Raw genomic sequence first — 21,031 nt, 5'->3', positions numbered from 1 at the left:
TCGTACTCCTCGTAATGGGTCGGCCTGATCGTTCCGATCAAACCGTTTCGACAACAACGGCAATCTCTTCGAGCGCTTCGTAACGCAGCGGCGCCACCGCGCGCTCTTCGGGCGTGGCCGGACGGATCTGGCCACGCTCCTCGATGAAGGTCACGTTGGCGTCGCCCGCTTCGCTGTTCACGAAGTGACGGAAGCGGCGGCGCGTGGCGGGATCGGTCACGGCCTTCTTCCATTCGCACTCGTAGGTGTCCACCACGCGCTGCATTTCCGCTTCGAGTTCCGCCGCGAGACCGAGCTTGTCGTTCACGATCACGTCGATCAGATACTCGAGGCCGCCTTCGAGGTTGTCGCGCCAGACGCTCGTGCGTTGCAGGCGGTCGGCCGTGCGCACGTAGAACATGAGAAAGCGGTCCACGTAGCGCACGAGCGTGGCGTGATCGAGATCGGCGGCGAGCAGTTCCGCGTGGCGCGGTTTCATGCCGCCGTTGCCGCACACGTAGAGATTCCAGCCCTTTTCCGTGGCGATGATGCCCACGTCCTTGCCCTGCGCTTCCGCGCACTCGCGCGTGCAGCCCGAAACGCCGAACTTGATCTTGTGCGGCGCGCGCAGACCCTTGTAGCGGTTCTCCAGATCGATCGCGAAGCCCACCGAGTCGCCCACGCCATAACGGCACCACGTCGAGCCCACGCACGACTTCACCGTGCGCAGCGCCTTGCCGTACGCATGGCCCGACTCGAAACCGGCATCGATCAGTTCTTCCCAGATGAACGGCAGTTGCTCGACGCGCGCGCCGAACAGGTCCACGCGCTGGCCGCCCGTGATCTTCGTATAGAGACCGTATTTCTTCGCGACCTGACCCACGGCGATCAAGCCGTCGGGCGTGACCTCGCCGCCCGCCATGCGCGGCACGACCGAATAGGTGCCGTCGCGCTGGATGTTGGCGAGGTAGTAATCGTTCGAATCCTGCAGGCTCGCGTGCTCTTTCTTCAGCACGAATTCGTTCCAGCACGAGGCAAGAATGCCGCCCACGGCCGGCTTGCAGATATCGCAGCCGAGACCGTGGCCGTGCTTCGCGAGCAGTTCGCCGAAGGTCTTGATGCCTTCCACGCGCACGATGTGATACAGCTCCTGGCGCGAATACTTGAAGTGCTCGCACAGGTGATTGTTGACGGCGAGCCCCTGGCGCGCCATCTCCGACTTCATCACCTGCGTGACGAGCGGCACGCAGCCGCCGCACGACGCGCCCGCGCACGTGCCCGCCTTGATCGCGGCAATGGTGGTCGCGCCGTCGCGCACGGCCGCGCAGATCTGCGCCTTCGAGACGTTGTTGCACGAGCAGATCTGCGCGCCCTCGGGCAACGCTTCCACGCCGAGCGCGGGCTTCGCGCGGCCGTCCGCTTGCGGCAGGATCATGAATTCGGGCGCCTCGGGCAACTCGATACCGTTGAGCATCATCTGCAACAGCGTGCCGTATTCGCTCGCGTCGCCAACCATGACCGCACCCAGCAGTTTCTTGCCGCAGTCGGACACGACGATCTTCTTGTAGACCTCGCGGCGTTCGTCGGCGTAGCGGTACGAGCGGCTGCCCGGCGTCTTGCCGTGCGCGTCGCCGAGACTCGCGACATCCACGCCCATCAGCTTGAGTTTGGTGCTCATGTCGGCGCCCGCGAACGTCGCGGCTTCGCCCGCCAGCGCCTTCGCGGCGATGCGCGCCATGTCGTAGCCGGGCGCGACCAGACCGAAGATTTGCCCTTGCCACAAGGCACATTCGCCGATGGCGTAGATGTTCGCGTCGCGGGTCCGGCATTGATCGTCGATGACGATACCGCCACGCACGCCGATCTCGAGACCGCAGGCGCGCGCGATTTCGTCGCGTGGACGAATGCCGGCCGAGAACACGATCATGTCGGCTTCGAGATGCGTGCCGTCGGCGAACACCATGCGATTCGCGGCGCCCTCGCCATCCACAATGGCCGTGGTGTTCTTCTGCGTATGCACGCTCACGCCGAGCGCTTCGATCTTGCCGCGCAGCATGCGGCCGCCGTCGTCATCCACCTGCACGGCCATCAGGCGCGGCGCGAACTCCACCACGTGCGTCGTGAGGCCCATGTCGCGCAACGCCTTCGCGCATTCGAGGCCGAGCAGGCCGCCGCCGATCACCACGCCCGTGGTCGCGCTCGCGCCGCGCGCCTGCATGGCTTCGAGATCGGCGATGGTGCGGTAGACGAAACAGTCGGCGCGATCGTTGCCCGCGATGGGCGGCACGAACGCCGACGACCCCGTGGCGAGCACGAGCTTGTCGTAAGCGAGCGTTTCGCCGTTCGAGGCCGTCACGGTGCGTGCTTCGCGATCGATGGACACGGCCTTCGCGTCGAGTACGAGACGCACGTTCTCGCGCTCGAAGAAGCCGGGCGCGACCAGCGTGAGATCGTCGGCGCTCTTGCCCGCGAAGTAGTCGGAGAGGTGCACGCGATCGTAGGCGGGACGCGGCTCTTCGCAGAGCACGGTCACGCGCACGTGGGGGCCGCCATCCGCGAGCACGGACTCGAGAAACTTGTGGCCCACCATGCCATGGCCGATCACCACGATCTCCATCGCGAGGGAATCGTTCGCTACGTTGTTTGCTTGCACCATGAGCCCCTGCCAAATAAAAAAGGCGTCCCGCGATTCCAGCTTGTCGAGAAGCCAGATTCGGGGACGCCATTGCCCTGAATGAAGAGAAACTGTGTGTGCGCTGCGTGGTTCGCAGCCAGATCGCCGTTGATCCGCGTGGCACTTGCTGTATCGCTTAATGCAAGCACTGTGCCAATTTGCGCCCGGCGTGCGCAGCGCCGCTTCCCGCGCGGCTTTGCGGCGTTCTCCCGGCGTGGGCGGCGAGTCGCAACGAAACACATCGTGATGCAAGGCAGCACAAGTTTGGTGCTACGCAGCACAGCCGCTGTGCGGCTTTTGTGTGCGTGTGGAGCGGCGAATCGCGCTCGTCGAGGTCGGAAGGCGTGCAAGGAAGCTGGTCTGGATTTTGCATCCTAAAGACCGCCTGGCAACGATGCCGGGCGCGGCAAACGAGCATTACGTAGCACCAGGCAACAGCACGCAGCACAGCATTCCGGACAATGGCGTCCCCTCGTCGGCAAGGCGAGCGGACGCCATTTTTTTTCAGGCCACTTCAGGCCACGACGCGGCACGCAGGCAAAGGAACACACAGGATGGAAACGGGCAAAGTCACGCTGGTGAGCGCCGGTCCGGGCGATCTCGATCTACTCACGCTGCGCGCCGCGAAGGCGCTGGCCAGCGCCGACGTGGTGCTGCTCGACGACCTCGTGAATCCCGAGATCGTCACGCTCGCCCCGCAGGCACGCGTGATCCGCGTGGGCAAACGCGGCGGCTGCCGCTCCACGCCGCAGGCGTTCATCGAGCGTTTGATGCAACGTTATGCGCGCCGCGGTTTGCACGTGGTGCGCGTGAAAGGCGGCGACGCGCTGCTGTTCGGCCGCGCGGGCGAAGAACTCGCCGCGTTGCGCCGGGCGGGCGTGAGCGTCGAGATCGTCAACGGCATTTCGTCGGCGTTCGCGGCGGCGGCGGGACTCGGCATGTCGCTCACGCACCGCGATCACTGCCAGGGCGTCACGTTCGTCACGGCGCACCTGCGCGATCACAGCGAACCCGACTGGCGCGCGCTCGCGGCCACCGGCATGACGCTCGCGATCTACATGGGCATGAGCCGCATCGACACGCTGTGCGCCACGCTCGGCACAGCGCTCTCGAACGAGACGCCCGCTGCCGTCGTGCAATGGGCGGGCAGCGCGCACGAGCGGCGCGTGACCGGCACGCTCGGCAACATCGCCACGCTCGCCCGCGCGGCGGGACTCGGCAGTCCCGCGATCATTCTGGTCGGCGGCGCGATCGGCGAGGCGGCCGCGTTCGGTATCGACCTCGCGCAGGCATCGTCCGATGCGCTGCGCCGGAGCGCGTGAAGCGCGCTCATTGCGCGCGGCGCGCCAGCCCACACTGCATGATCCCGTCGATCCGAACCTCGCTCGACGTCGCTTGATTCATCTTCCCTTCACGCCGCGCCGGCGCGCACGATGACTCCGCTCGTGCGCGTGGCGTTGCGGGTTCTCGTCGGTCGAATGCGCCGCGCCATGCCTCGAAAGCTCATCGACATCGACATCCACCGGCTGCGCAAGCATCTCGCGCTTACCTGCGCGCAGATACTCACGCTGCGCGGTCTCGGCGACATCCTGCGCATGAAGGACGCCGCGTTGCCCGACCATGATCCGGTCGAGAGCGAACGCGGCGCCGCTCGATCCACCTACGAGCCGGCACACGAACGATAGTGCCGGCCTGCTCGATCTCGAGCGCGACGCCTCAGTTACCCGCGCTCGCCTGGGGCGCGCGCACCACGGCCGGTGCCATGACGGCTTCCTGCGGGAGCGCCCATTCGAGCCAGCGCGCACGATGCAGCACGACAAGACCGAACGCCGCGGCGGCAATCGCGCCAAAGGTCGCGAAGCCCATCTGGTAGCTGCCCGTGCTTTCCTTGGCGATGCCCATGATCACCGGCAGATAGAAGCCGCCGATGCCGCCCGCCGCGCCGATGATGCCCGACATCAGGCCGGTGCGGCCTTGCCAGCGGCGCGGCACGAGCTGGAATGTCGCGCCGTTGCCGAGCCCGAAGCACACGTAGGTGAAGCCGAGCAGCGCGATGCCGGCGGCGAACGGCGGCATCCACAGCGCGAAGGCGAAGTCGCACAGCGAGATCGCGGCGAGCAGCAGCACGAGCGCACGCACGCCGGAAATGCGGTCGGCGATCAGACCGCCGATCGGGCGCACCATCGCCCCCGTGAGCGCGAGCAGCGACATCACCACGCCCGCTTCGAGCTTGGGCACCTGATAAAGCGAGATCAGCAGCGTGGACACATACGAGGACATGCCGACAAAACCGCCGAACGTGATGCTGTACACGAGCATGACGACCCACGTGTCGCCTTCGGCGAGCACGCCGCGATAGTGACGCGGCAGCACCGCGATGGCGAGCAGCGCGCCCAGCACCGGCAGCAGCAGCACACCCGTCTTGCCCGCGCCGAACAAACCGGCGTGGACGGCGAGCACGAGCGCGATCAGACCCACGAGCGTGATGGCGAACGCGCGAAACGCTTGCCGCGCGCTGCCCGTCTTGGTGCCCAGATCGCGCGCCCAGAACACCACGGCTGTCGCGGCGAGCGCGAGCAGCGGCAGCGCCGCGCCCGTGGCATGCGCCCAGCCGTGCGTATTGGCGAGGCCCGGGAACAGGAAGCCGTCGAGCACCGCGCCGATGTTGCCCGCCGCGGCGAGACCGAGCACGAGGCCCTGCACCTTCGGCGGATAGTTGCTGCCCGCCATCGGCAAGGCCACGGCAAAGCTCGCGCCGCCCACGCCCAGCAGCACGCCGAGCACCAGCAGCAGCGTATAGGACGGCGTGCCCGGCATCAGCAGCAGCACGAGCGAGGGAATGGCGGAGAGCGCGATGCCGAGCAACGCGACGCGGCGGCCGTCGCAGGCCTGATAGAGATTGCCGAGCGTCACGCGCAGGATCGCGGCGCCCAGCACGGGCACGGCGACGAGCAGACCGAGCTCGCCCGGCGTCATCGTGATGTCCTTCTGGATGAACGGCGCGAGCGGGCCGAACATCACCCACACCGTGAAGCCGGTATCGAAGTACAGGAAGCACGCGATGAGCGCGCGCCAGTTACCGCTCTTCAGCGAATTTGCCAGGTCTTTCACGAGGTTCTCTCCCCAGTAGTTGGATCTCAACCCGCGACGCGGGCCGGCATCCGTTGAATTCCGTTGCCGCCACGACCCGGATGAGTCGCGGCATTCGGCGCGGCGGCCGTGTTCTTCGCGTACGCGTGCGCGCCGGTGTTCGAACCGGCGTGAGCGGTGCCGCTCGCGCCCGCCTCGCGCTTGCCGACCACGCTTTGCACGAGGCCGTCCATTTCGCGGATCACGTGCGTGAGTTCCGCCGTGATCACCGCGAACTCGAGTCCGAACTGGCCCGCGCGCGCCGCGGCCACGCGGGCATTGAGCGCGACGATGTTGGCGCGCATGGAGATCGCCGCCAATTCGTCGACGATGCCCGCGTGGCGCCGGGCCGTGGCGGCTTCGACGCCGCGCATCTCGTCCTGATACGCCTGCGTGATCGCCTGCAGCAGGTCGAGCAGCGGCGTGGCCTCGGCGCTCAGCTTCGCGACGGCGGCTTCGTGCGCGTCGGTGCTGGCGCTGCGTTCGAGGCAGTCGCACGCGGCGCCCGCGAGCGTGACGAACGCGCGAATGCGCTCGTCGGCCTTGCGCGCGCCGAAATACACCTCGCGCAGTGCGTGCGAGAACACGCCGGGACAATGCGCGTCGCCGTCCACCAGCTTCGCGTGCGACGCCGTGAAAGTCGCGAGGCAAGCGCGTGCGACGGCGATGGCGGAGGCGTCGCCACGCAGGCCGAGCAACGCATGCAGGACGATGCGCTGCGAGAGCATGCGCTGGCGTCCGGCCAGATTGATCAGCTCGCCGACGATCTCGCCGGTGACGTTCGGTGTCGTTTCCCGCTTGTCCATCGCTTAGTCGTGCAAATCGTTTTGACGTGGGGCCCGTCGCGGCGCAGGCACAAAAAAAAAACGTCCCGAAGCGCACCCGCCGTCCGACGCCATGAGCATCGTGTCTTTGGGTGCCGCTTCGGGACGCCGTTGCCCCGCTCGATCGACTGGATCGAAACTGTCCCGCTCGTGGTTGCGCCGAGCGGGAAGCGCTGAATTCGGTGAAGCCGCCTTTGGCCTCGCAGCTTACAAAGCAATAGCTATGCCAAAGCGAGGGAAACCGCGCGAAGGCCGCCGCGGCGCGCCGTCGCGCGGCACTTGCGCGGGCGGCCCCGTTTTCGCGCGACGCATGGCGGCGGCGGGCGCGCGGCCACGGGCGCCACCATTCGTGTGCTTGTCGTGATTAGTGGTGGTGCACCGCAGCGTGAGCGCGCACCACGGGCGGGCGGTGCGGGCGGCGGTGTGGCTCGGCGCAGTGCGGGCTGACTCGAGGCGCGCGGAGCGCCCGGCGAGCCGTTGCGAGGGGCGCGGCCCGAAGGCCGGCAAGCGGCAGGCGTCGATCGAACTAGAAGCCCTGCACCGTACCGGTGGCGTGCGCCACGATCAGCACGATGCCGAAAATGCCGCCGCCGATCAGCGCGGCCAGCGCCAGCGCCACGAACGGCAGCAGGCTGAAGTTGACGTGGGCGAAGTCGGCTTCGTGGGCGGCGCGACGGCGCACGCCGAAGAAGCTCCACAGCACGATGCGGATCATGCGCAGCAGTTCCATGCGGTCCTCCAGACGGTTCGATGGCATGAACGTAGGGTCGCGGTTTGGCGCGCGCGTGAAAAGCAGCAGTTGCCGACGATTCGGGCGACGCAGTTTTTTATCGACGAAACCCGCACTCGCGCACTCGCCGAACGGCGCGCACGACAAAAGCCCCGGCACTCGCGTGCCGGGGAAAAAATACTTGCCGCGCTACAGGCAAAAAAGAGCCGCAAGCTCTGCGGGTTTAGGTGATGAAGCCAGGCACTCGCGCAGTAATCCCCGCGCATCGCGGGTGAACCCACCCGGACTCCGACGCGCGCTGACCGCTATCATGCGGGGGCGCGCGCCGGCCGTACAGCAGCAGTCGGCGACAAAAACAGCGCAGCAGCGCTTCACCACGAGAACCACCGCATGACACGCTACGAACGCCTCGCCCAGGGTATGGCCGCCGAAATCCGCTCGGGCAACCTCAAGCCCGGCGCGCGCATGCCCTCGCTCCGGCAGATCATCGCGCAGCACGGCGTGAGCCAGTCCACGGCCGCGCGCGCCTACTATCTGCTCGAGCAATGGGGCCTCGTGCTCGCGGAGGAACGCTCGGGCTACTTCGTGGCGCCGCCCGCGAAGCCAGGCCACGGCGCGGCAAAGCGGGCGGCCAGCGCAGGCGAAGCGGGCGAAATGGACGAAACGGACGAAACGGCCACCGTCGACATCAGCGAACTCGTGTTTTCCGTGCTCGACGCGGCCAAGCGGCCCGGCATCGTGCCGCTCGGCTCGGCGTTTCCCTCGCCGCTGCTGTTTCCCATGGCGCGCCTCGCCAAGTCGCTCGGCCTGGCGGCGCGCAGCGTGAGCCCGTGGAGCACCGTGGTCGACCTGCCGCCCGGCAACGAGAATCTGCGCCGCCAGATCGCACTGCGCTACATGCGCGTGGGCATCTCGCAGCCCGCCGAGGACATCGTCGTGACCAACGGCGCGCTCGAAGCGCTCAACCTGTGCCTGATGGCCGTGACGCAGCCGGGCGACGTGGTGGCCGTGGAGTCGCCGGGCTTTTACGTGGCCTTGCAGGCGATCGAACGGCTCGGCTTGCGCGCCGTCGAGATCCCGGTGGATGGCGCGACCGGCCTCGATCTCGAGGCGCTCGCGCACGCGCTGGAACGGCACCCGATCCGCGCGTGCTGGTTCATGACCAACTTCCAGAACCCCACGGGCGTGACGCTTTCCGCGGCGAAAAAGCAGGCGCTCGTGGAACTGCTCGCGCAGCACCAGGTGCCGCTGATCGAAGACGACGTATACGGCGAACTGCACTACGCGCCCCACTATCCGCCGCCCGCGCTCGCGTTCGACCGCCACGGGCTCGTCATGCACTGCGGCTCGTTTTCGAAGACGCTCGCGCCCGGCTATCGCGTGGGTTGGGCGAGCGCGGGGCGCTTCGCCGCGCGCGTGCAGCGCCTGAAGCTCATGACCACGCTGTCGGCGAGCATTCCCGTGCAGGCGGGTATCGCCGACTATCTGGAGCATGGCGGCTACGAGCGGCACCTGAAGAAAATCCGTCTGTCGATGCAAAGCCAGCGCGACGCGATGATCGACGCCATCGCGCGCTGGCTGCCGGAAGGCACGCGCCACACGAACCCCGAAGGCGGCTATTTCCTCTGGCTCAGTTTTCCCGCGCGCATCGACGCCATGGCGCTGCACCGGCTCGCCATCGAACGCGGCATCAGCGTGGCGCCCGGCCCACTGTTCTCGGCCACGCACGGCTTCGAGAACTGCATCCGCCTGAACTACGGCCACCCGTGGTCGCCGCGCATCGACGAAGCCATCCGCACGCTCGGCGAACTGCTCGTGCATCCCGAGGTTCGCGCGCGCGACGCGTGAACGCCCGCGCATCTGCTGCCTGCTGCTCGTCGCGGCCGCCACGCACGCCTCACCGCCGAACCCCGACGCCGCGCGCACGCTCGTGCTGCCCAACGACGCCGCCCCGCTCGCCTACGCCGCCGACATCGCGGCCGCCGCGCGCGTGGAACTGCACTTCCCCGCGTTCACCGACGGCCGCGCGTACCGCCAGGCGTGGCTCGTGCGGCGGCGGCTCGGCTTCCGGGGCGACTTGCGCGCGACGGGCGAGGTGCTCGTCCGCCAGTTGCAGCACATGGAGCGCGTGGGGTTTTCGAGCGCGGTGCTCGCCGAAGGCATCGACATCGAGGCCCGCCGCCAGCTCGAACGCTTCGCGTCGTTTTATCAGGGCGATGCGGTGCGCTGATTCCCAAAGCGCGCATTTCTGCCGCGTCGCTCGGTGCACCACCACCAAGTCGCGCAATAATGCGCCTTGGATCGCGGTAGCGTCCGCATTTAATGCCTCACGGCGCCCTTCGAGTGCCGCTTCCTTCTTGATCGAACGCAAGCCTCGCGTTCGACGATTTGCTGGCCACGCCACGCCCGCCACCGCGCCGCGCTTTCCCGCCGCGCCCGTCTCGATTTTCACGCCGAAAAGATTGCGCTCAAGATCAACGAGTTAATCGGCCGAAGCTTTTTCATTCGATTCCACCGCTCGTTTCGCCATCGGATAGATCCGAATTTCCCGGCGCATCCTCCCCGATTGACAAGCGTTTTACCGCTTCCAATAATCGCCCCCGAACTTGCCCACCAGGCGAGTTTTAGCTCCGGCAAGCACGCCTGATTCGTACACGCGAATCGCCAGTGCATTGCAACGCGGCTTCGCACAACGACCATTAATCAGGAGACCAAAATGACACGATCACATCGATCCTCGTGGTTCGCGGCAACGCTCGCCGCCTTTGCCTCGCTCGCCTTCACGCACGCGCCCGGTGCGCTCGCCGTTACCGTGCCGCCCGGCACCGCGCTCGCCGCGAAACAGGAAATCACGCGTCAAGTGCTTGCCGAAGTCGAGTCGCTCGATCCGGCGTACATCGAAACCACGGGCGCGAATCTCATCGGCATCGACCTCTACGAAGGTCTCACGCATCTCGACGCCGCGGGCAACGTGGTGCCCGGCGTCGCCGTCTCGTGGACGCAAACCGCGCCCGACACGTGGGTGTTCAAGCTGCGTCACGACGCGAAATGGAGCGACGGCCACGCGGTCACCGCCGCCGATTTCGTCTACGCGTGGCAGCGTCTCGTCGACCCGAAAACCGCGTCGCCCTATACGGTGGCCGTCGAATTCGTGAAAAACGCGAAAGCCGTGATCGCGGGCAAGCAGCCGCCCGCGTCGCTCGGCGTGCGCGCCGTGGACGCTTACACGCTCGAAGTCAAAACCGAAGCGCCGGTGCCGTTCCTGCCCGAAACACTGTTCAATTCGTCGATGGCGCCCCTGGATCGCGCGACCATCGCGAAGTCGGGCGACGCGTGGACGCGCCCCGGCAATCTCGTCGGCAATGGCGCCTACATGCTCACCGAGTGGCAACCGAACAACCGCATCGTGCTCGTGAAGAACCCGCACTACTGGAACGCGGCCAATGTGCGCATCGCGAAAGTCACGTGGGTGCCGATCGAAAACAACGAAACCGCCATGCGCATGTTCCAGGCGGGACAGATCGACATGACGTACGAAGTGCCTTCGGGCCAGTACGCGTCGCTCACGAAACAGTTCGGCGCGGAACTGCGCGCGAACACGCAGATCGGCACCTACTACTACGCGCTGAACAACACCAACGCCGCGCTGCGCGACGCGCGCGTGCGCCAGGCGCTCTCCATGGTGGTGGACCGCGATCTGCTCACCGCGAAGATCACGCAAAGCGGCGAGCGCCCCGCCTATGGAGTCGTGGCCCAAGGCACCAAGGGCGCCGACACCTACGCGCCCGAGTGGGCCGCATGGCCCATGACCCAACGCGTGGAGAAAGCGCGCGAACTCATGAAGGCCGCCGGGTACTCGGAGGCGAAGCCGCTCACGCTTTCGCTCGTCTACAACACCAACGACATGCACAAGAAGGTCGCGCTGTTCACCACGAGCGAGTGGCGCAGCAAACTCGGCGTGAATGCGAAGCTTGAAAACCTCGAATTCAAGGTGCTGCTCAAGCAACGCCACGAAGGCGCGTACCAGGTCGCGCGCGACGGCTGGTACGCCGACTACAACGACGCCACCTCGTTCTACAACCTCGTTAAATGCGGCAGCCCGCAGAACGATCAGCGCAACTGCAACGCGAAGGCCGACGCGCTCGTGGTCGAGGCCAATCTGCAAAGCGACGCGGGCCAGCGCAAGGCGCGCATGACGCAAGCGTTCGCGCTCGCGCAAGCCGATTCGCCACTGCTGCCGCTGTTCCAGTACGCGAACGTGCGCCTCGTGAAGTCATACGTGGGCGGCTACACGCTCACCAACTATCTCGACCAGCGCGCGACACAAGACATGTACATCCTCAAGCACTGATCGCCCGCCCCATGTTCGCCTATATCCTGCGCCGCCTGCTGTGGGCGGTGCCGACCGTGCTCGCCGTCGTGACCGCCTGCTTCCTGCTGCTGCATCTCACACCCGGCGGCCCGTTCGACACCGAGAGGCCACTGTCCGCCGCCGCGCTCGCCAACCTCCAGGCGCGCTATCACCTCGACGAACCGCTCTGGCAGCAATATCTGCGCTACCTGGGCGGCCTCCTGCACGGCGACCTCGGCAGTTCGTTCCGTTACGCCGACTGGAGCGTCGATGAACTCGTGAAGCAGGCCGCGCCGGTGAGCCTCGGCATCGGCGGCATCTCGATTCCGCTCGCCGTGCTGCTGGGCGTGACGCTCGGCGCGCTCGCGGCCGTGCGCCGCAACACGCTCGTCGATCACGCCGTCATGCTGCTCGGCAATCTCGGCAACGTCGTGCCGCCGTTCGTGCTCGGTCCGGTGCTGGTGCTGTGCTTCGCCATCCTTATCAAATCCGCCGACGGCAACGGCCTGCTGCCCGCGGGCGGTTGGGGTGACGGCGACTGGCGGCATCGCGTCTTGCCCGTCGCGCTGCTCGTCATCATCAACTCGGCGGCCATCGCACGCGTGATGCGCGGCAGCCTGATCGACGTGCTGTCGGGCAACTTCATCCGCACCGCGCGCGCAAAAGGCCTGCCGGGCCGCACGATCGTGTTGCGTCATGCGCTGCGGCCCGCGCTCATGCCGGTCGTCTCGCTGCTCGGGCCCGTGTGCATTTCGTCGATCACGGCGGCGGTCGTCACCGAGTCGGTGTTCGCGCTGCCCGGCCTCGGCCAGCTGGTCGTGAACGGTGCCATCAACCGCGACTACACGCTCGTGCTCGGCCTTGTCGTGCTCACCACGGTGTGTGCCGTGCTTTTCAATCTGCTCGTCGACCTCGCGTATGCGTGGCTCGATCCGCGCATTCGCTACTGACCGAGCGCATCCTCATGACTGCTCCCGCTTATTCCGCGCCCCACGCCAGGGCGCCCCGGCGTACCTCGCCCGCGCTCGCACGCTTCCTGCGCCATCGCGCGGCCCTCGCGAGCGCCGTGCTGCTCGCGCTCATCGCCCTCGCCTGTTTCGTCGGCCCGCTCCTGCTGCCGAACACGCCCACCGACAACGACTGGAGCGCCATCAGCCTCGCGCCCACGCTGCAAAACGGCCACTGGTTCGGCACCGACGAACTCGGCCGCGACCTGCTCGCGCGCACGCTCACCGGCGGCCGCGTCTCGCTCGAAGTGGGCCTGCTCGGCACACTCGTTTCCGCGCTCGTGGGCGTGGTCTACGGCGCGACGGCGGGCTTCCTGGGCGGCCGCGTGGACGCCGCGCTCATGCGTATCGTCGACATGCTGTATGCGATTCCCTACATGCTGATCGCGATTCTGGTCGTCACGCTGTTCGGCCGCGCGTTCTCGCTCGTGGTGCTCACCATCAGCGCGTTCTCGTGGCTCGACATGGCGCGCGTGGTGCGCGGCCAGACGCTGTCGCTGCGCTCGCGCGAATTCGTCGATGCCGCCCGCGCGATCGGCGTGCGCCCCGCCGCGATCATTGCGCGTCACATCGTGCCGAATCTCGCGGGCATCGTCGCCGTCTATGCGACCGTGACCGTGCCCGCCATCGTGCTGACGGAGTCCGTGTTGTCGTTTCTCGGGCTCGGCGTGCAGGAACCCATGACGAGCTGGGGCGTGCTGATCCAGGACGGCGCGCAAAAACTCGACGCCATGCCGTGGCTGCTGCTCTGCCCCGCCACGCTGCTGTGCGCAACGCTCTACTGCGTGAACTTCGTCGGCGACGGCCTGCGCGACGCCTTCGACCCGCGGGAGCGTTGAGATGGCCCTGCTCGAAGTTCAAGACCTCAGCGTGCGGTTCGAACGCCGCGACGCACCGCCCGTGACCGTCGTGCACGACGTCTCGTTCGCGCTCGAGGCGGGCGGCACGCTCGGCATCGTCGGCGAATCGGGTTCCGGCAAAAGCCAGACGGTGATGGGCATGCTCGGGCTGCTCGCGTCGAACGGGCGCGTCACGGGCCACGCGCGCCTGCGCGGCGAGAACCTGCTGGCGATGAAGCCGCGCGCGCTCAACCGCATTCGCGGCGACCGCATCGCCATGATCTTTCAGGACCCGATGACGTCGCTCAACCCGTTCCTCACGATCGAGCGGCAGATGACCGAAGCGCTGCAGTTGCATCGCAAGGTCACGCGCCGCACGGCGCGCACGCGCGCGATCGAGGCGCTGGAGCGCGTGCGCATTCCCGACGCCGCGCGCCGTATCGCCATGTATCCGCACGAGTTTTCGGGCGGCATGCGCCAGCGCGTGCTGATCGCGGCCGCGCTCATGATGGAGCCCGACGTGCTGATCGCCGACGAACCGACCACGGCGCTCGACGTCACCGTGCAGGCGCAGATCATGGCGCTGCTACGCGAGATGAATCGCGAACGCGGCACGGCGATCCTGCTGATTACGCACGACATGGGCGTGGTCGCCGAACTCTGCGACGACGTGATGGTGATGTACGCGGGCCGCGCCGTCGAAAAGGCGAGTGCGCGCGCGCTGTTCGAGCAGCCGATGCATCCCTACACGAACGGCCTGCTGGGCGCGCTGCCGCGCCTCGACGCGCCGGCCGGCGAACCGCTGCGCACCATTCCCGGCGATCCGCCGCTGCCCGGCGGCGGCGACGGTAGCGCGGGCGACACGGGAGACGCGGGCTGCGCCTTCGCGCCGCGTTGCGCGGCTGTATTCGAGCGCTGCCGCACGCAACGCCCGCCGCTCGAATCGATCGACACGCGCGACGGCACGCGCCTGAGTGCATGTCATCTGCCCGTTGCGGGAGCCCGCGCATGAGCCGCGATATCCACGCTCAAGCCCTTCAGCAAGAGCACACCGCGCCAGCCGATACGCTGCTGTCCGTGCGCGATCTCGCTGTGAACTTTCGCGTCGCCTCGGGTTCATGGCCGTGGCAAAAGTCCATGCTGCGCGCGGTCAACGGTATCTCGTTCGAGATGCGGCGCGGTGAAACGCTGGGCCTCGTGGGCGAGTCGGGCTGCGGCAAGTCCACGCTCGCGCGTGCCTTGATCGGGCTCGCGCCCGTGGCGTCCGGCAGCGTGCGCTGGCACGGCGAGGAAACCGTGTTCGGCGCGCGGCGCCGGCTGGTCGCATTGCGGCGCGGCGCGCAGATGATCTTTCAGGACCCGCTCGCCTCGCTCGATCCGCGCATGTCGATTGGCGAGATCGTCGCGGAACCGCTGCGCACCCACGCGCCCCAACTCGGCCGCGCCGAGATCGCATGCCGTGTGCTCACGATGCTCGAACGCGTGGGTCTGAGCGCGCATCACGTGGAACGGCGCGCGCACGAATTCTCGGGCGGCCAGTGTCAGCGCGTAGGCATCGCGCGCGCGTTGATCGGCGAACCGCAACTCGTGATCTGCGACGAACCGGTTTCGGCGCTCGACGTGTCCATTCAGGCGCAGATCGTCAATCTGCTGCGCGATCTGCAACGCGAACTCGGGCTCTCGCTGCTGTTCGTCGCGCACGATCTCGCCGTGGTGAAAGCGCTCAGTCACCGCGTGATGGTGATGTACCTCGGCCGCGTGATGGAACTGGGCGACCGCGACGCCGTATACGGCGCACCCGGCCACCCCTACACACGCGCGCTGCTCGACGCGGTGCCCGTGCCCGACCCCGCGCGGGCGCGTGAGCGTCATGCGCCGCTGCTCACGGGCGACATTCCCTCGCCGCTGCGCCCACCTTCGGGCTGCGCGTTCCGCACGCGCTGCGCGAACGCGTCCGGGCGCTGCGCCGAGGCGCCGCCGCCCGCGGCCCTCATCGGTTCGACCCATTCGATCGTCACGTGCTGGCATCCCCGCATCGCTGACGATCTGCCCGCTGCCTGAACCGTTCGTCCGGCCCCGAGCCGGGCGAACGCTCCGGTAGATCAGTGATCCTAAGCAATCACTGAGCCCACACAACGACAGCATCAGAGACCAACAATGAAACGAGACACTACCGCAACACGCCCGGCGCACGCGCTCGCCGCCCTCGCGATCGGCTTGCCGCTCTGCCTCGCGCAATCGGCGTGGGCCGTGGACGCATCGCAAGCCACCGCGCGAACCGCCGCGATCGCCACGACGCAGGCCACGCCCGCTCCCTCGGCGCAGAAGCCGGCCGCACGCAAGACGAAAGCCAAACGCTGGCGCAAGTCCATGCACGCGAAGACCGGGCAAAGCGCGCAGCAAAGTGCACAGGCCAACGCACCAACCTCCGCTCAGCAAGGCCAGGTGCAGAACGCCGCGCAATCGCGCCCCGCCGCCGTCGAACCGCTCGTGCAGCCCAACGCGCCCGAACTGCTCGCAGCCGGTTCGCCCGAGCAGAGCACCCATCTCGCCGTCGAGGCCGACAATCCGCCCCGTGCGCAGTCGAGTCAATCGCAGAGCAAGGGCTTTATCGACGACAGTCATCTCACGCTGAATCTGCGCAATTACGCCGACCATCTCGACATGGAAGGCGGGCCGCACCGGCATGCATGGGTGCAAGGCGCAATGCTCGACTACACCTCGGGCTATACGCAGGGGCCGGTAGGGCTGGGCGTGGATGCGTCGCTATACGGCGCGTTCAAGCTCGACGGCGGCGCGGGCGCGGGGAACATGGTGCACGTGGGCAAGGACGGCGGCGGCTCGAACCAGCTCGCATGGGCTTATCCGGGCATCTGGGACGTGAAGGCGCGCGTGTCCGACACGGTCGCGAAATACGGCTTGCAGATGGTCTCCGACAATCCGTTCTTCGAGCCGCATGACAATCGCGCGTTGCCGCCCACGTTTCTCGGCGTTTCGCTCGTGAGCAAGGACATTGCGAACGTGGCGCTGCAGGCAGGCAGCTTCACCAAGGTCAACCCGCGCGGCCACACGAATCTCACTGACCTCTCCACCTCGTACGGCGGCGTGCAGTTCAAGCGTTTCAGCTATCTCGGCGGTAGTTGGGATTACAGCAAGAGCGGCAGCCTCGCCTTGTTCGCGAATCAGGCCGACGACGTCTGGCGCCAGTATTACGGCTCCGTGCAGCAGAGTTATGGCGATCCCTCCACGCTCAAATGGACCGGCTTCGCCAACGTCTACTCGACCCACAGCACCGGCGACGCGAAGCAAGGTCATATCGACAACAACGCGTACAGCCTTTCGCTGGCCGCGCAGCATGGCGCGCATTCGCTGCTATTTGGCTATCAGCAGATTCTCGGCGATCAGTTCTTCGACTACGTGAACGAGACGGGGGGCATCTATCTCGTCAATTCAATGGATGTCGACTACAACGCGCCGCACGAGAAGTCGTTTCAGGTGCGCTATGGCTTCGACGGCAAATACGCCGGTTTGCCGGGCGCGAACGCGATGCTCTGGTATGCGCTCGGCTGGGGCGCGGACGCTACGGCGGGCGCGCTCGCGAATCCGGGTTCGGGCCTCTACTGGAAGAACGGTCAGCCCGTGCACGGCTCGCATCACGAGTTCGGCTTCATTCCGTCCTATACGCTGCAAAGCGGGCGCTTCAAGGACACCAAGGTTACGTTCATCGCCATGTGGCATCACGGCTCGAAATACTATTCGGATGCGTCGAATATGGAATATCGGCTGGTTGTGAACATGCCGGTGAAGATTTTCTAGGGCGCGGGAATTCAAGGCGACGCGTCTTCGCTCGCCGTTACCTCAGGTGCGAAAAAAGCGGGCCCCGTGCCCGCTTTTTGTATTTTGTATCGACGAAACCCTCGGCTTCATGTCGAGCGCGGCAGCTAGCACGTTCCCGCGATCTCAATGCGCGGTGTAGTAACAAACGCCCGTCAAAAATCCTTGCAGCTTCTGCTCCCCGGCGCTCTTGAGGTAACCCGCCTTGATCATGTTTTCCGCCAGCAGCGAGAGCGTCAAGTCCATGATGGGCGCGTGCTCGCCGAAGTGCCGGTTCACCACGTCCTCGACGGGCACGTGCGCGCGTGCGGCATCTTTCGCCATCACAATATCGCCCGCGCTGTGCGCGTCGCAGGTGTTGTATTCGTCCGATTCGAAGTCGCCAACGGGCGCGGCCTGGGCCGTCACGCCGGAAAAAAGCGCCGCGATCAGCAAAACTTTCTTCATTACGTCATTCCTTTTCTTCTATTCGGGCGCGAAAGTTTCGGCCTTGTTTTTGCTGGAATCCTGCAGGGTCACGATCTTCGATCGTTCAACTCGACGCACCGGAATGCCCCAAGGGTTTCGCGAGAGCCGGCGCGTTCCTGCGCCACGTCGCCAGCGGCTTGCCCTTCGGCCCGTCGAACAGGCTGCCCGCCATCGCAAGCAGCGAATCGATATGACTCGCGACCGTCGCGTCGTACGTCACGCCGGTCGCGTCGTCGGGTAGCGCGGTGGACCGCGCCTGCGCGACGGCGTGTTCGATCGTCACGCGCAGCGAGCCGGCCGTGTCGCGTTCGAACACGTGCTTGGCGTGCGGGGCGATGACGTCGCAGCAGCCCATCGTCGAGGGAATGATGACGGGCGTGCCGCATAACACCGACTCCACGCCCACCAGCCCGAAGGGCTCATAGGCCGAAGCGAGAATCGTGAAGTCCGCGGCGCGATAGCAATCTTCGATTTCGCGCTGGAAGCCGATGTCGCGCACGTGCGGCGAAAGCCGGCCCGCCGGCCGCCCCGCGACCGCCACCACCACGCGTTCCGGCATGTCCCGCAAGGCCGCTTCGATCAGCGCGAGCCCCTTGCGCACATGATCGCCCGAGGGAAAGAGGAGCACCGTCTCGTGCTCGCCAAAGCCGAGACGCGCGCGAATGGCGCGGCGCTCGGCGGCGTTCACGGGCGAAAAGCGAGCCGTGTCGACGGGCGGACGAAGGATGCGCACCTTCGCTTCGTCGATACCATAGAGTTCGGTCAACTCGTCGTGCATCATCGGCGAATGCGCGAGGATGATGCGCGCGTTGGCGTACTGGCGTTTCTCCAGCGCGATCTGCCAGCGGTCCGCGAGCGTGGGCGCGCGGCCGGTCGCGCGCAGAAACCCGAGATGCGTGCCTCCGCACACCGCGATATCCGAACTATCGACCCGGTTGCAGCCGACCATGACATCCACGCCGGCCGTGCGCTTCGCGCTGCGCAGGCGCCACGAGAACCACGCGTCGCGCAGCTTGCCCGGCAGGAACGACACGTTGATCCGGTGCGGCTCGACCATGGCGTGCTCTGGCAACGACTCGTCGAGGCTGCGGGCAAAATACGCGGGCCGTAAGCCGCGCGCGGCGATACCGCGAGCAATATCTCGCGCGTAACGCTCCATTCCGCCGCTGTGCCTCAAGACGTTACACGATACTCCGAGTTTCATAAGTCCACTTCTCTCGATCGGCCCGGCTTGCCGGACCGTTTTTCCAATCGGCACCCTCTCGCGCCGACCACCTCTGCACGGCGCGGCTACGAGCGCGCCTGCAATGAATGAAACTGCGTCATGACGCGGTTCACGCCGAGCAACCGCTTCCAGAGCATTTCCTTGAGATTGCCGAACGGCACCACGTCCGGCGGCAACACGATGTCGCCGGGTCCCCATGTGGGACGCCACGTGCGCGCGAGCCCGCGGCGCATGAACAGCGTGAGCGTGGGCACGCCGATCGCCGAAGCGAGATGTCCAAGGCCCGAGTCGTTGCCGATAAACCATGCCGATTCGGCAATCCACGCCGCCACGTCTTCCAGCCGCGCGAGAGCATGGATCTCGTGGCCCCGTGCTTCGATCTGGCGCCACGCGGCATATTCGCCCGGCGCGACGAGAAAGCTGGGTTGCAGGCCCGCCTCGCGCAGCCGGTCGGCCAGTGCCAGAAATTTATTCGGACTCCACATTTTCTCGGGATGACTGCCGGTGGGATGAATCACCACGCGGTTGGCGTAGCGGCCGCGCTGTACGTGCGCGGGCACGGCGATGCCGTTCGAGCGCGTCACGTCCGGCAGTGCGAGCACGCTGGCCGCCACGGCGGTAATGCGGTCGACCATGTGATTCGGCGCGCGGTACGCGTCCAGCTCGCTCAGGCACAGCGTCTCGCCGGTGCCGCTCAGCGCAGGCGCGAAATCGGTGCGGCGCAGCTCGATCACCGTGTCGAACGCGCCGGCGTAGGCTGCGGGATAGCCGACTTCGACGTGCGGAAACCAGCGCTCCAGCTGCTCCGCGACCCAGCCGAACACCACCGGCCGATAGCCGTTGCGAATCAGGTTGTTGACGAGGACGAGCCCGATCAGGCTGTCACCGATGGGCGGCGGCAGTGCCACCGCGAGACGATTGGAGTTCTGCAAGTTCATGGGCCGAAGCTTTCGGGGCGGCGATAAGCGGAGGTCAGGTCGATAAGGTGCGCGTGACGGCGCCGTGTACGAGGGTGCGGGTCGCGCCGGGCTTCACGCCGCGGCGGCGGCGCGCTTTCTGAGTTCTCCGAACCGTCGCATCACCCGGTTGATCGAAATGCTCTCGCGCCACAGCCGTTCCTTGAGTCCCGCGGAGGGCAGCCACCAGGGCGGCAGGACGATCTCCGCGCAGTGGAAGCCGGGGCGCCAGCGTTGCGCCACGCGGCGGCGCCGGAACAGCGTCAAGGTGGGAATGCCGAGCGCGGAGGCGAGATGCCCGAGGCCCGAATCGTTGCCGATGAACCAGCCCGATTCGTACAGCCACGCGGCCAGTTCCGCCGTGTCGTGGAATGCGCGCAACGGCAATGCGTCGCGCACGCGCGGCAACCAGCGCGCGCGTTCGCGCTCGGCCATCACCAGCTCCGGCGCGAAACCCTGCGTGCCGAGCCGCCGGCACAAGCCGATAAAGCGGCGCGCGAGCCAGCGCTTGTCCGGCGTGCTAGCTTCGGGATGCACGGCCACACGGTGCGCGTAGCGACGATGAACGAGCCCCGCCGGTGCCTGCATGCCGTTCGATATCTCCACGCCCGGCAGGTCGAAGCGGGCCGCGGCGAAGACGGCGAAGCGGTGCGCCATGCACGGCTCGCCATCGGCGTATTCGATCTCGTGCAGATCGACGAAACCGGGATGCCACGCGTGCAGATCGGCGAACGGACGATCCCGGTGCATCTGGATGACCACGTCGAAGCGTTCGAGCGTCTCGCGCGCGGCGTCTTCGCGCAGCGCCGGCTCAATGGGCAAATGAGGAAACCACGCCGCCAGCGACCACGCGTGCGCACCGAAGATCCGCACCTGCCAGTTCGCGCGCACGAGATTGTGGGCGATGACCAGCAGGTTGAGGGAATCGCCCAGCGCGGGCGACAAGACGAGCGCCACGCTACGGCGCGCCGCCTGCCCGGGCGGGAGGCCGGCATTCAGCTCGTGGTGAGGCACT

At 66.9% G+C, this 21,031-nt stretch carries 16 protein-coding genes and 2 pseudogenes; 10 read left to right on the top strand and 8 right to left on the bottom strand.

Annotation, left to right across the window (positions count from 1 at the left end):
• Positions 1-37: 37 nt before the first annotated feature.
• Positions 38-2,596 carry a nitrite reductase large subunit NirB gene (nirB, locus tag FAZ98_RS29510; RefSeq protein WP_158958592.1) on the bottom strand — a complete coding sequence of 853 codons (2,559 nt, stop codon included), beginning with the start codon at positions 2,594-2,596 and terminating at the stop codon, positions 38-40.
• A gap of 611 nt (positions 2,597-3,207) precedes the next feature.
• Here nirB and cobA point away from each other — a divergent pair.
• Positions 3,208-3,975 (top strand): uroporphyrinogen-III C-methyltransferase, encoded by a 768-nt coding sequence (gene cobA / locus FAZ98_RS29505; protein ID WP_158956938.1) that lies wholly within the window; start codon positions 3,208-3,210, stop codon positions 3,973-3,975.
• 183 nt (positions 3,976-4,158) lie between these two features.
• Positions 4,159-4,260 (top strand): annotated as a pseudogene (locus FAZ98_RS29500) (DNA-binding response regulator); the annotation flags it as partial.
• Between the two features lie 109 nt (positions 4,261-4,369).
• Here FAZ98_RS29500 and FAZ98_RS29495 read toward each other — a convergent pair.
• The 3 genes from FAZ98_RS29495 to FAZ98_RS29485 all read right to left on the bottom strand — a co-directional run bounded on the left by FAZ98_RS29495 (position 4,370) and on the right by FAZ98_RS29485 (position 7,336).
• Positions 4,370-5,764 (bottom strand): MFS transporter, encoded by a 1,395-nt coding sequence (locus FAZ98_RS29495; protein WP_158956936.1) that lies wholly within the window; start codon positions 5,762-5,764, stop codon positions 4,370-4,372.
• A 26-nt stretch (positions 5,765-5,790) separates the two neighbouring features.
• Positions 5,791-6,588 (bottom strand): type IV pili methyl-accepting chemotaxis transducer N-terminal domain-containing protein, encoded by a 798-nt coding sequence (locus FAZ98_RS29490; RefSeq protein WP_158956934.1) that lies wholly within the window; start codon positions 6,586-6,588, stop codon positions 5,791-5,793.
• A 544-nt stretch (positions 6,589-7,132) separates the two neighbouring features.
• Entirely contained in the window at positions 7,133-7,336 is a 204-nt protein-coding gene (locus tag FAZ98_RS29485) for a DUF2970 domain-containing protein (RefSeq protein ID WP_158958590.1), read from the bottom strand.
• 390 nt (positions 7,337-7,726) lie between these two features.
• Between FAZ98_RS29485 and FAZ98_RS29480 the strand changes: the two genes are divergently transcribed.
• The 8 genes from FAZ98_RS29480 (at position 7,727) to FAZ98_RS29445 (ending at position 17,349) form a co-directional block, all read left to right on the top strand.
• Positions 7,727-9,184, top strand: coding sequence for an aminotransferase-like domain-containing protein (locus FAZ98_RS29480; protein ID WP_158956932.1), 1,458 nt, complete (start codon positions 7,727-7,729; stop codon positions 9,182-9,184).
• A 19-nt stretch (positions 9,185-9,203) separates the two neighbouring features.
• On the top strand, positions 9,204-9,566 hold the full coding sequence (locus FAZ98_RS29475) for a DUF934 domain-containing protein (RefSeq protein WP_158958588.1): 363 nt from the start codon (positions 9,204-9,206) through the stop codon (positions 9,564-9,566).
• Between the two features lie 486 nt (positions 9,567-10,052).
• Entirely contained in the window at positions 10,053-11,687 is a 1,635-nt protein-coding gene (locus tag FAZ98_RS29470; protein ID WP_158956930.1) for a peptide ABC transporter substrate-binding protein, read from the top strand.
• An 11-nt stretch (positions 11,688-11,698) separates the two neighbouring features.
• Positions 11,699-12,637, top strand: coding sequence for an ABC transporter permease subunit (locus tag FAZ98_RS29465; RefSeq protein WP_158956928.1), 939 nt, complete (start codon positions 11,699-11,701; stop codon positions 12,635-12,637).
• A gap of 14 nt (positions 12,638-12,651) precedes the next feature.
• Complete coding sequence (locus FAZ98_RS29460) at positions 12,652-13,533, top strand: ABC transporter permease (RefSeq protein ID WP_158956926.1); 882 nt, start codon at positions 12,652-12,654, stop codon at positions 13,531-13,533.
• 1 nt (position 13,534) lies between these two features.
• The gene (locus FAZ98_RS29455) at positions 13,535-14,545 is read left to right on the top strand and encodes an ABC transporter ATP-binding protein (protein WP_158956924.1); all 1,011 of its coding nucleotides are present in this window, start codon (positions 13,535-13,537) and stop codon (positions 14,543-14,545) included.
• On the top strand, positions 14,542-15,594 hold the full coding sequence (locus tag FAZ98_RS29450; RefSeq protein ID WP_158956922.1) for an ABC transporter ATP-binding protein: 1,053 nt from the start codon (positions 14,542-14,544) through the stop codon (positions 15,592-15,594). The genes FAZ98_RS29455 and FAZ98_RS29450 overlap by 4 nt, the downstream gene beginning before the upstream one ends.
• A 96-nt stretch (positions 15,595-15,690) precedes the next feature.
• A complete protein-coding gene (locus FAZ98_RS29445) occupies positions 15,691-17,349 on the top strand; it encodes an OprD family porin (RefSeq protein ID WP_158956920.1) in 1,659 nt (552 codons plus the stop codon).
• A gap of 144 nt (positions 17,350-17,493) precedes the next feature.
• On the opposite strand, the gene FAZ98_RS29440 is transcribed toward FAZ98_RS29445, so the two are convergent.
• The 4 genes and pseudogenes from FAZ98_RS29440 to FAZ98_RS29425 all read right to left on the bottom strand — a co-directional run bounded on the left by FAZ98_RS29440 (position 17,494) and on the right by FAZ98_RS29425 (position 20,973).
• Entirely contained in the window at positions 17,494-17,814 is a 321-nt protein-coding gene (locus FAZ98_RS29440; RefSeq protein WP_158956918.1) for a hypothetical protein, read from the bottom strand.
• A 163-nt stretch (positions 17,815-17,977) separates the two neighbouring features.
• A pseudogene (locus tag FAZ98_RS29435) lies at positions 17,978-19,039 on the bottom strand (glycosyltransferase family 4 protein); the annotation flags it as partial.
• 86 nt (positions 19,040-19,125) lie between these two features.
• The gene (locus tag FAZ98_RS29430) at positions 19,126-19,998 is read right to left on the bottom strand and encodes a glycosyltransferase family 9 protein (protein ID WP_158956914.1); all 873 of its coding nucleotides are present in this window, start codon (positions 19,996-19,998) and stop codon (positions 19,126-19,128) included.
• Between the two features lie 93 nt (positions 19,999-20,091).
• On the bottom strand, positions 20,092-20,973 hold the full coding sequence (locus FAZ98_RS29425; RefSeq protein ID WP_233273007.1) for a glycosyltransferase family 9 protein: 882 nt from the start codon (positions 20,971-20,973) through the stop codon (positions 20,092-20,094).
• Positions 20,974-21,031 lie beyond the last annotated feature (58 nt).

The sequence above is a fragment of the Paraburkholderia acidisoli genome, from assembly GCF_009789675.1.
In the GTDB taxonomy this organism is placed as follows: Bacteria; Pseudomonadota; Gammaproteobacteria; order Burkholderiales; family Burkholderiaceae; genus Paraburkholderia; species Paraburkholderia acidisoli.
Note: the sequence above shows the minus strand (reverse complement) of the source record. Positions and strands in the feature narration are given on the sequence as shown.

Coding starts and splice junctions, on each gene's coding strand:
- nirB (WP_158958592.1), bottom strand. CDS start 2,596: ATGGAGATCGTGGTGATCGGCCATGGCATGGTGGGCCACAAGTTTCTC.
- cobA (WP_158956938.1), top strand. CDS start 3,208: ATGGAAACGGGCAAAGTCACGCTGGTGAGCGCCGGTCCGGGCGATCTC.
- FAZ98_RS29490 (WP_158956934.1), bottom strand. CDS start 6,588: ATGGACAAGCGGGAAACGACACCGAACGTCACCGGCGAGATCGTCGGC.
- FAZ98_RS29485 (WP_158958590.1), bottom strand. CDS start 7,336: ATGGAACTGCTGCGCATGATCCGCATCGTGCTGTGGAGCTTCTTCGGC.
- FAZ98_RS29480 (WP_158956932.1), top strand. CDS start 7,727: ATGACACGCTACGAACGCCTCGCCCAGGGTATGGCCGCCGAAATCCGC.
- FAZ98_RS29470 (WP_158956930.1), top strand. CDS start 10,053: ATGACACGATCACATCGATCCTCGTGGTTCGCGGCAACGCTCGCCGCC.
- FAZ98_RS29465 (WP_158956928.1), top strand. CDS start 11,699: ATGTTCGCCTATATCCTGCGCCGCCTGCTGTGGGCGGTGCCGACCGTG.
- FAZ98_RS29460 (WP_158956926.1), top strand. CDS start 12,652: ATGACTGCTCCCGCTTATTCCGCGCCCCACGCCAGGGCGCCCCGGCGT.
- FAZ98_RS29455 (WP_158956924.1), top strand. CDS start 13,535: ATGGCCCTGCTCGAAGTTCAAGACCTCAGCGTGCGGTTCGAACGCCGC.
- FAZ98_RS29450 (WP_158956922.1), top strand. CDS start 14,542: ATGAGCCGCGATATCCACGCTCAAGCCCTTCAGCAAGAGCACACCGCG.
- FAZ98_RS29445 (WP_158956920.1), top strand. CDS start 15,691: ATGAAACGAGACACTACCGCAACACGCCCGGCGCACGCGCTCGCCGCC.
- FAZ98_RS29440 (WP_158956918.1), bottom strand. CDS start 17,814: ATGAAGAAAGTTTTGCTGATCGCGGCGCTTTTTTCCGGCGTGACGGCC.
- FAZ98_RS29430 (WP_158956914.1), bottom strand. CDS start 19,998: ATGAACTTGCAGAACTCCAATCGTCTCGCGGTGGCACTGCCGCCGCCC.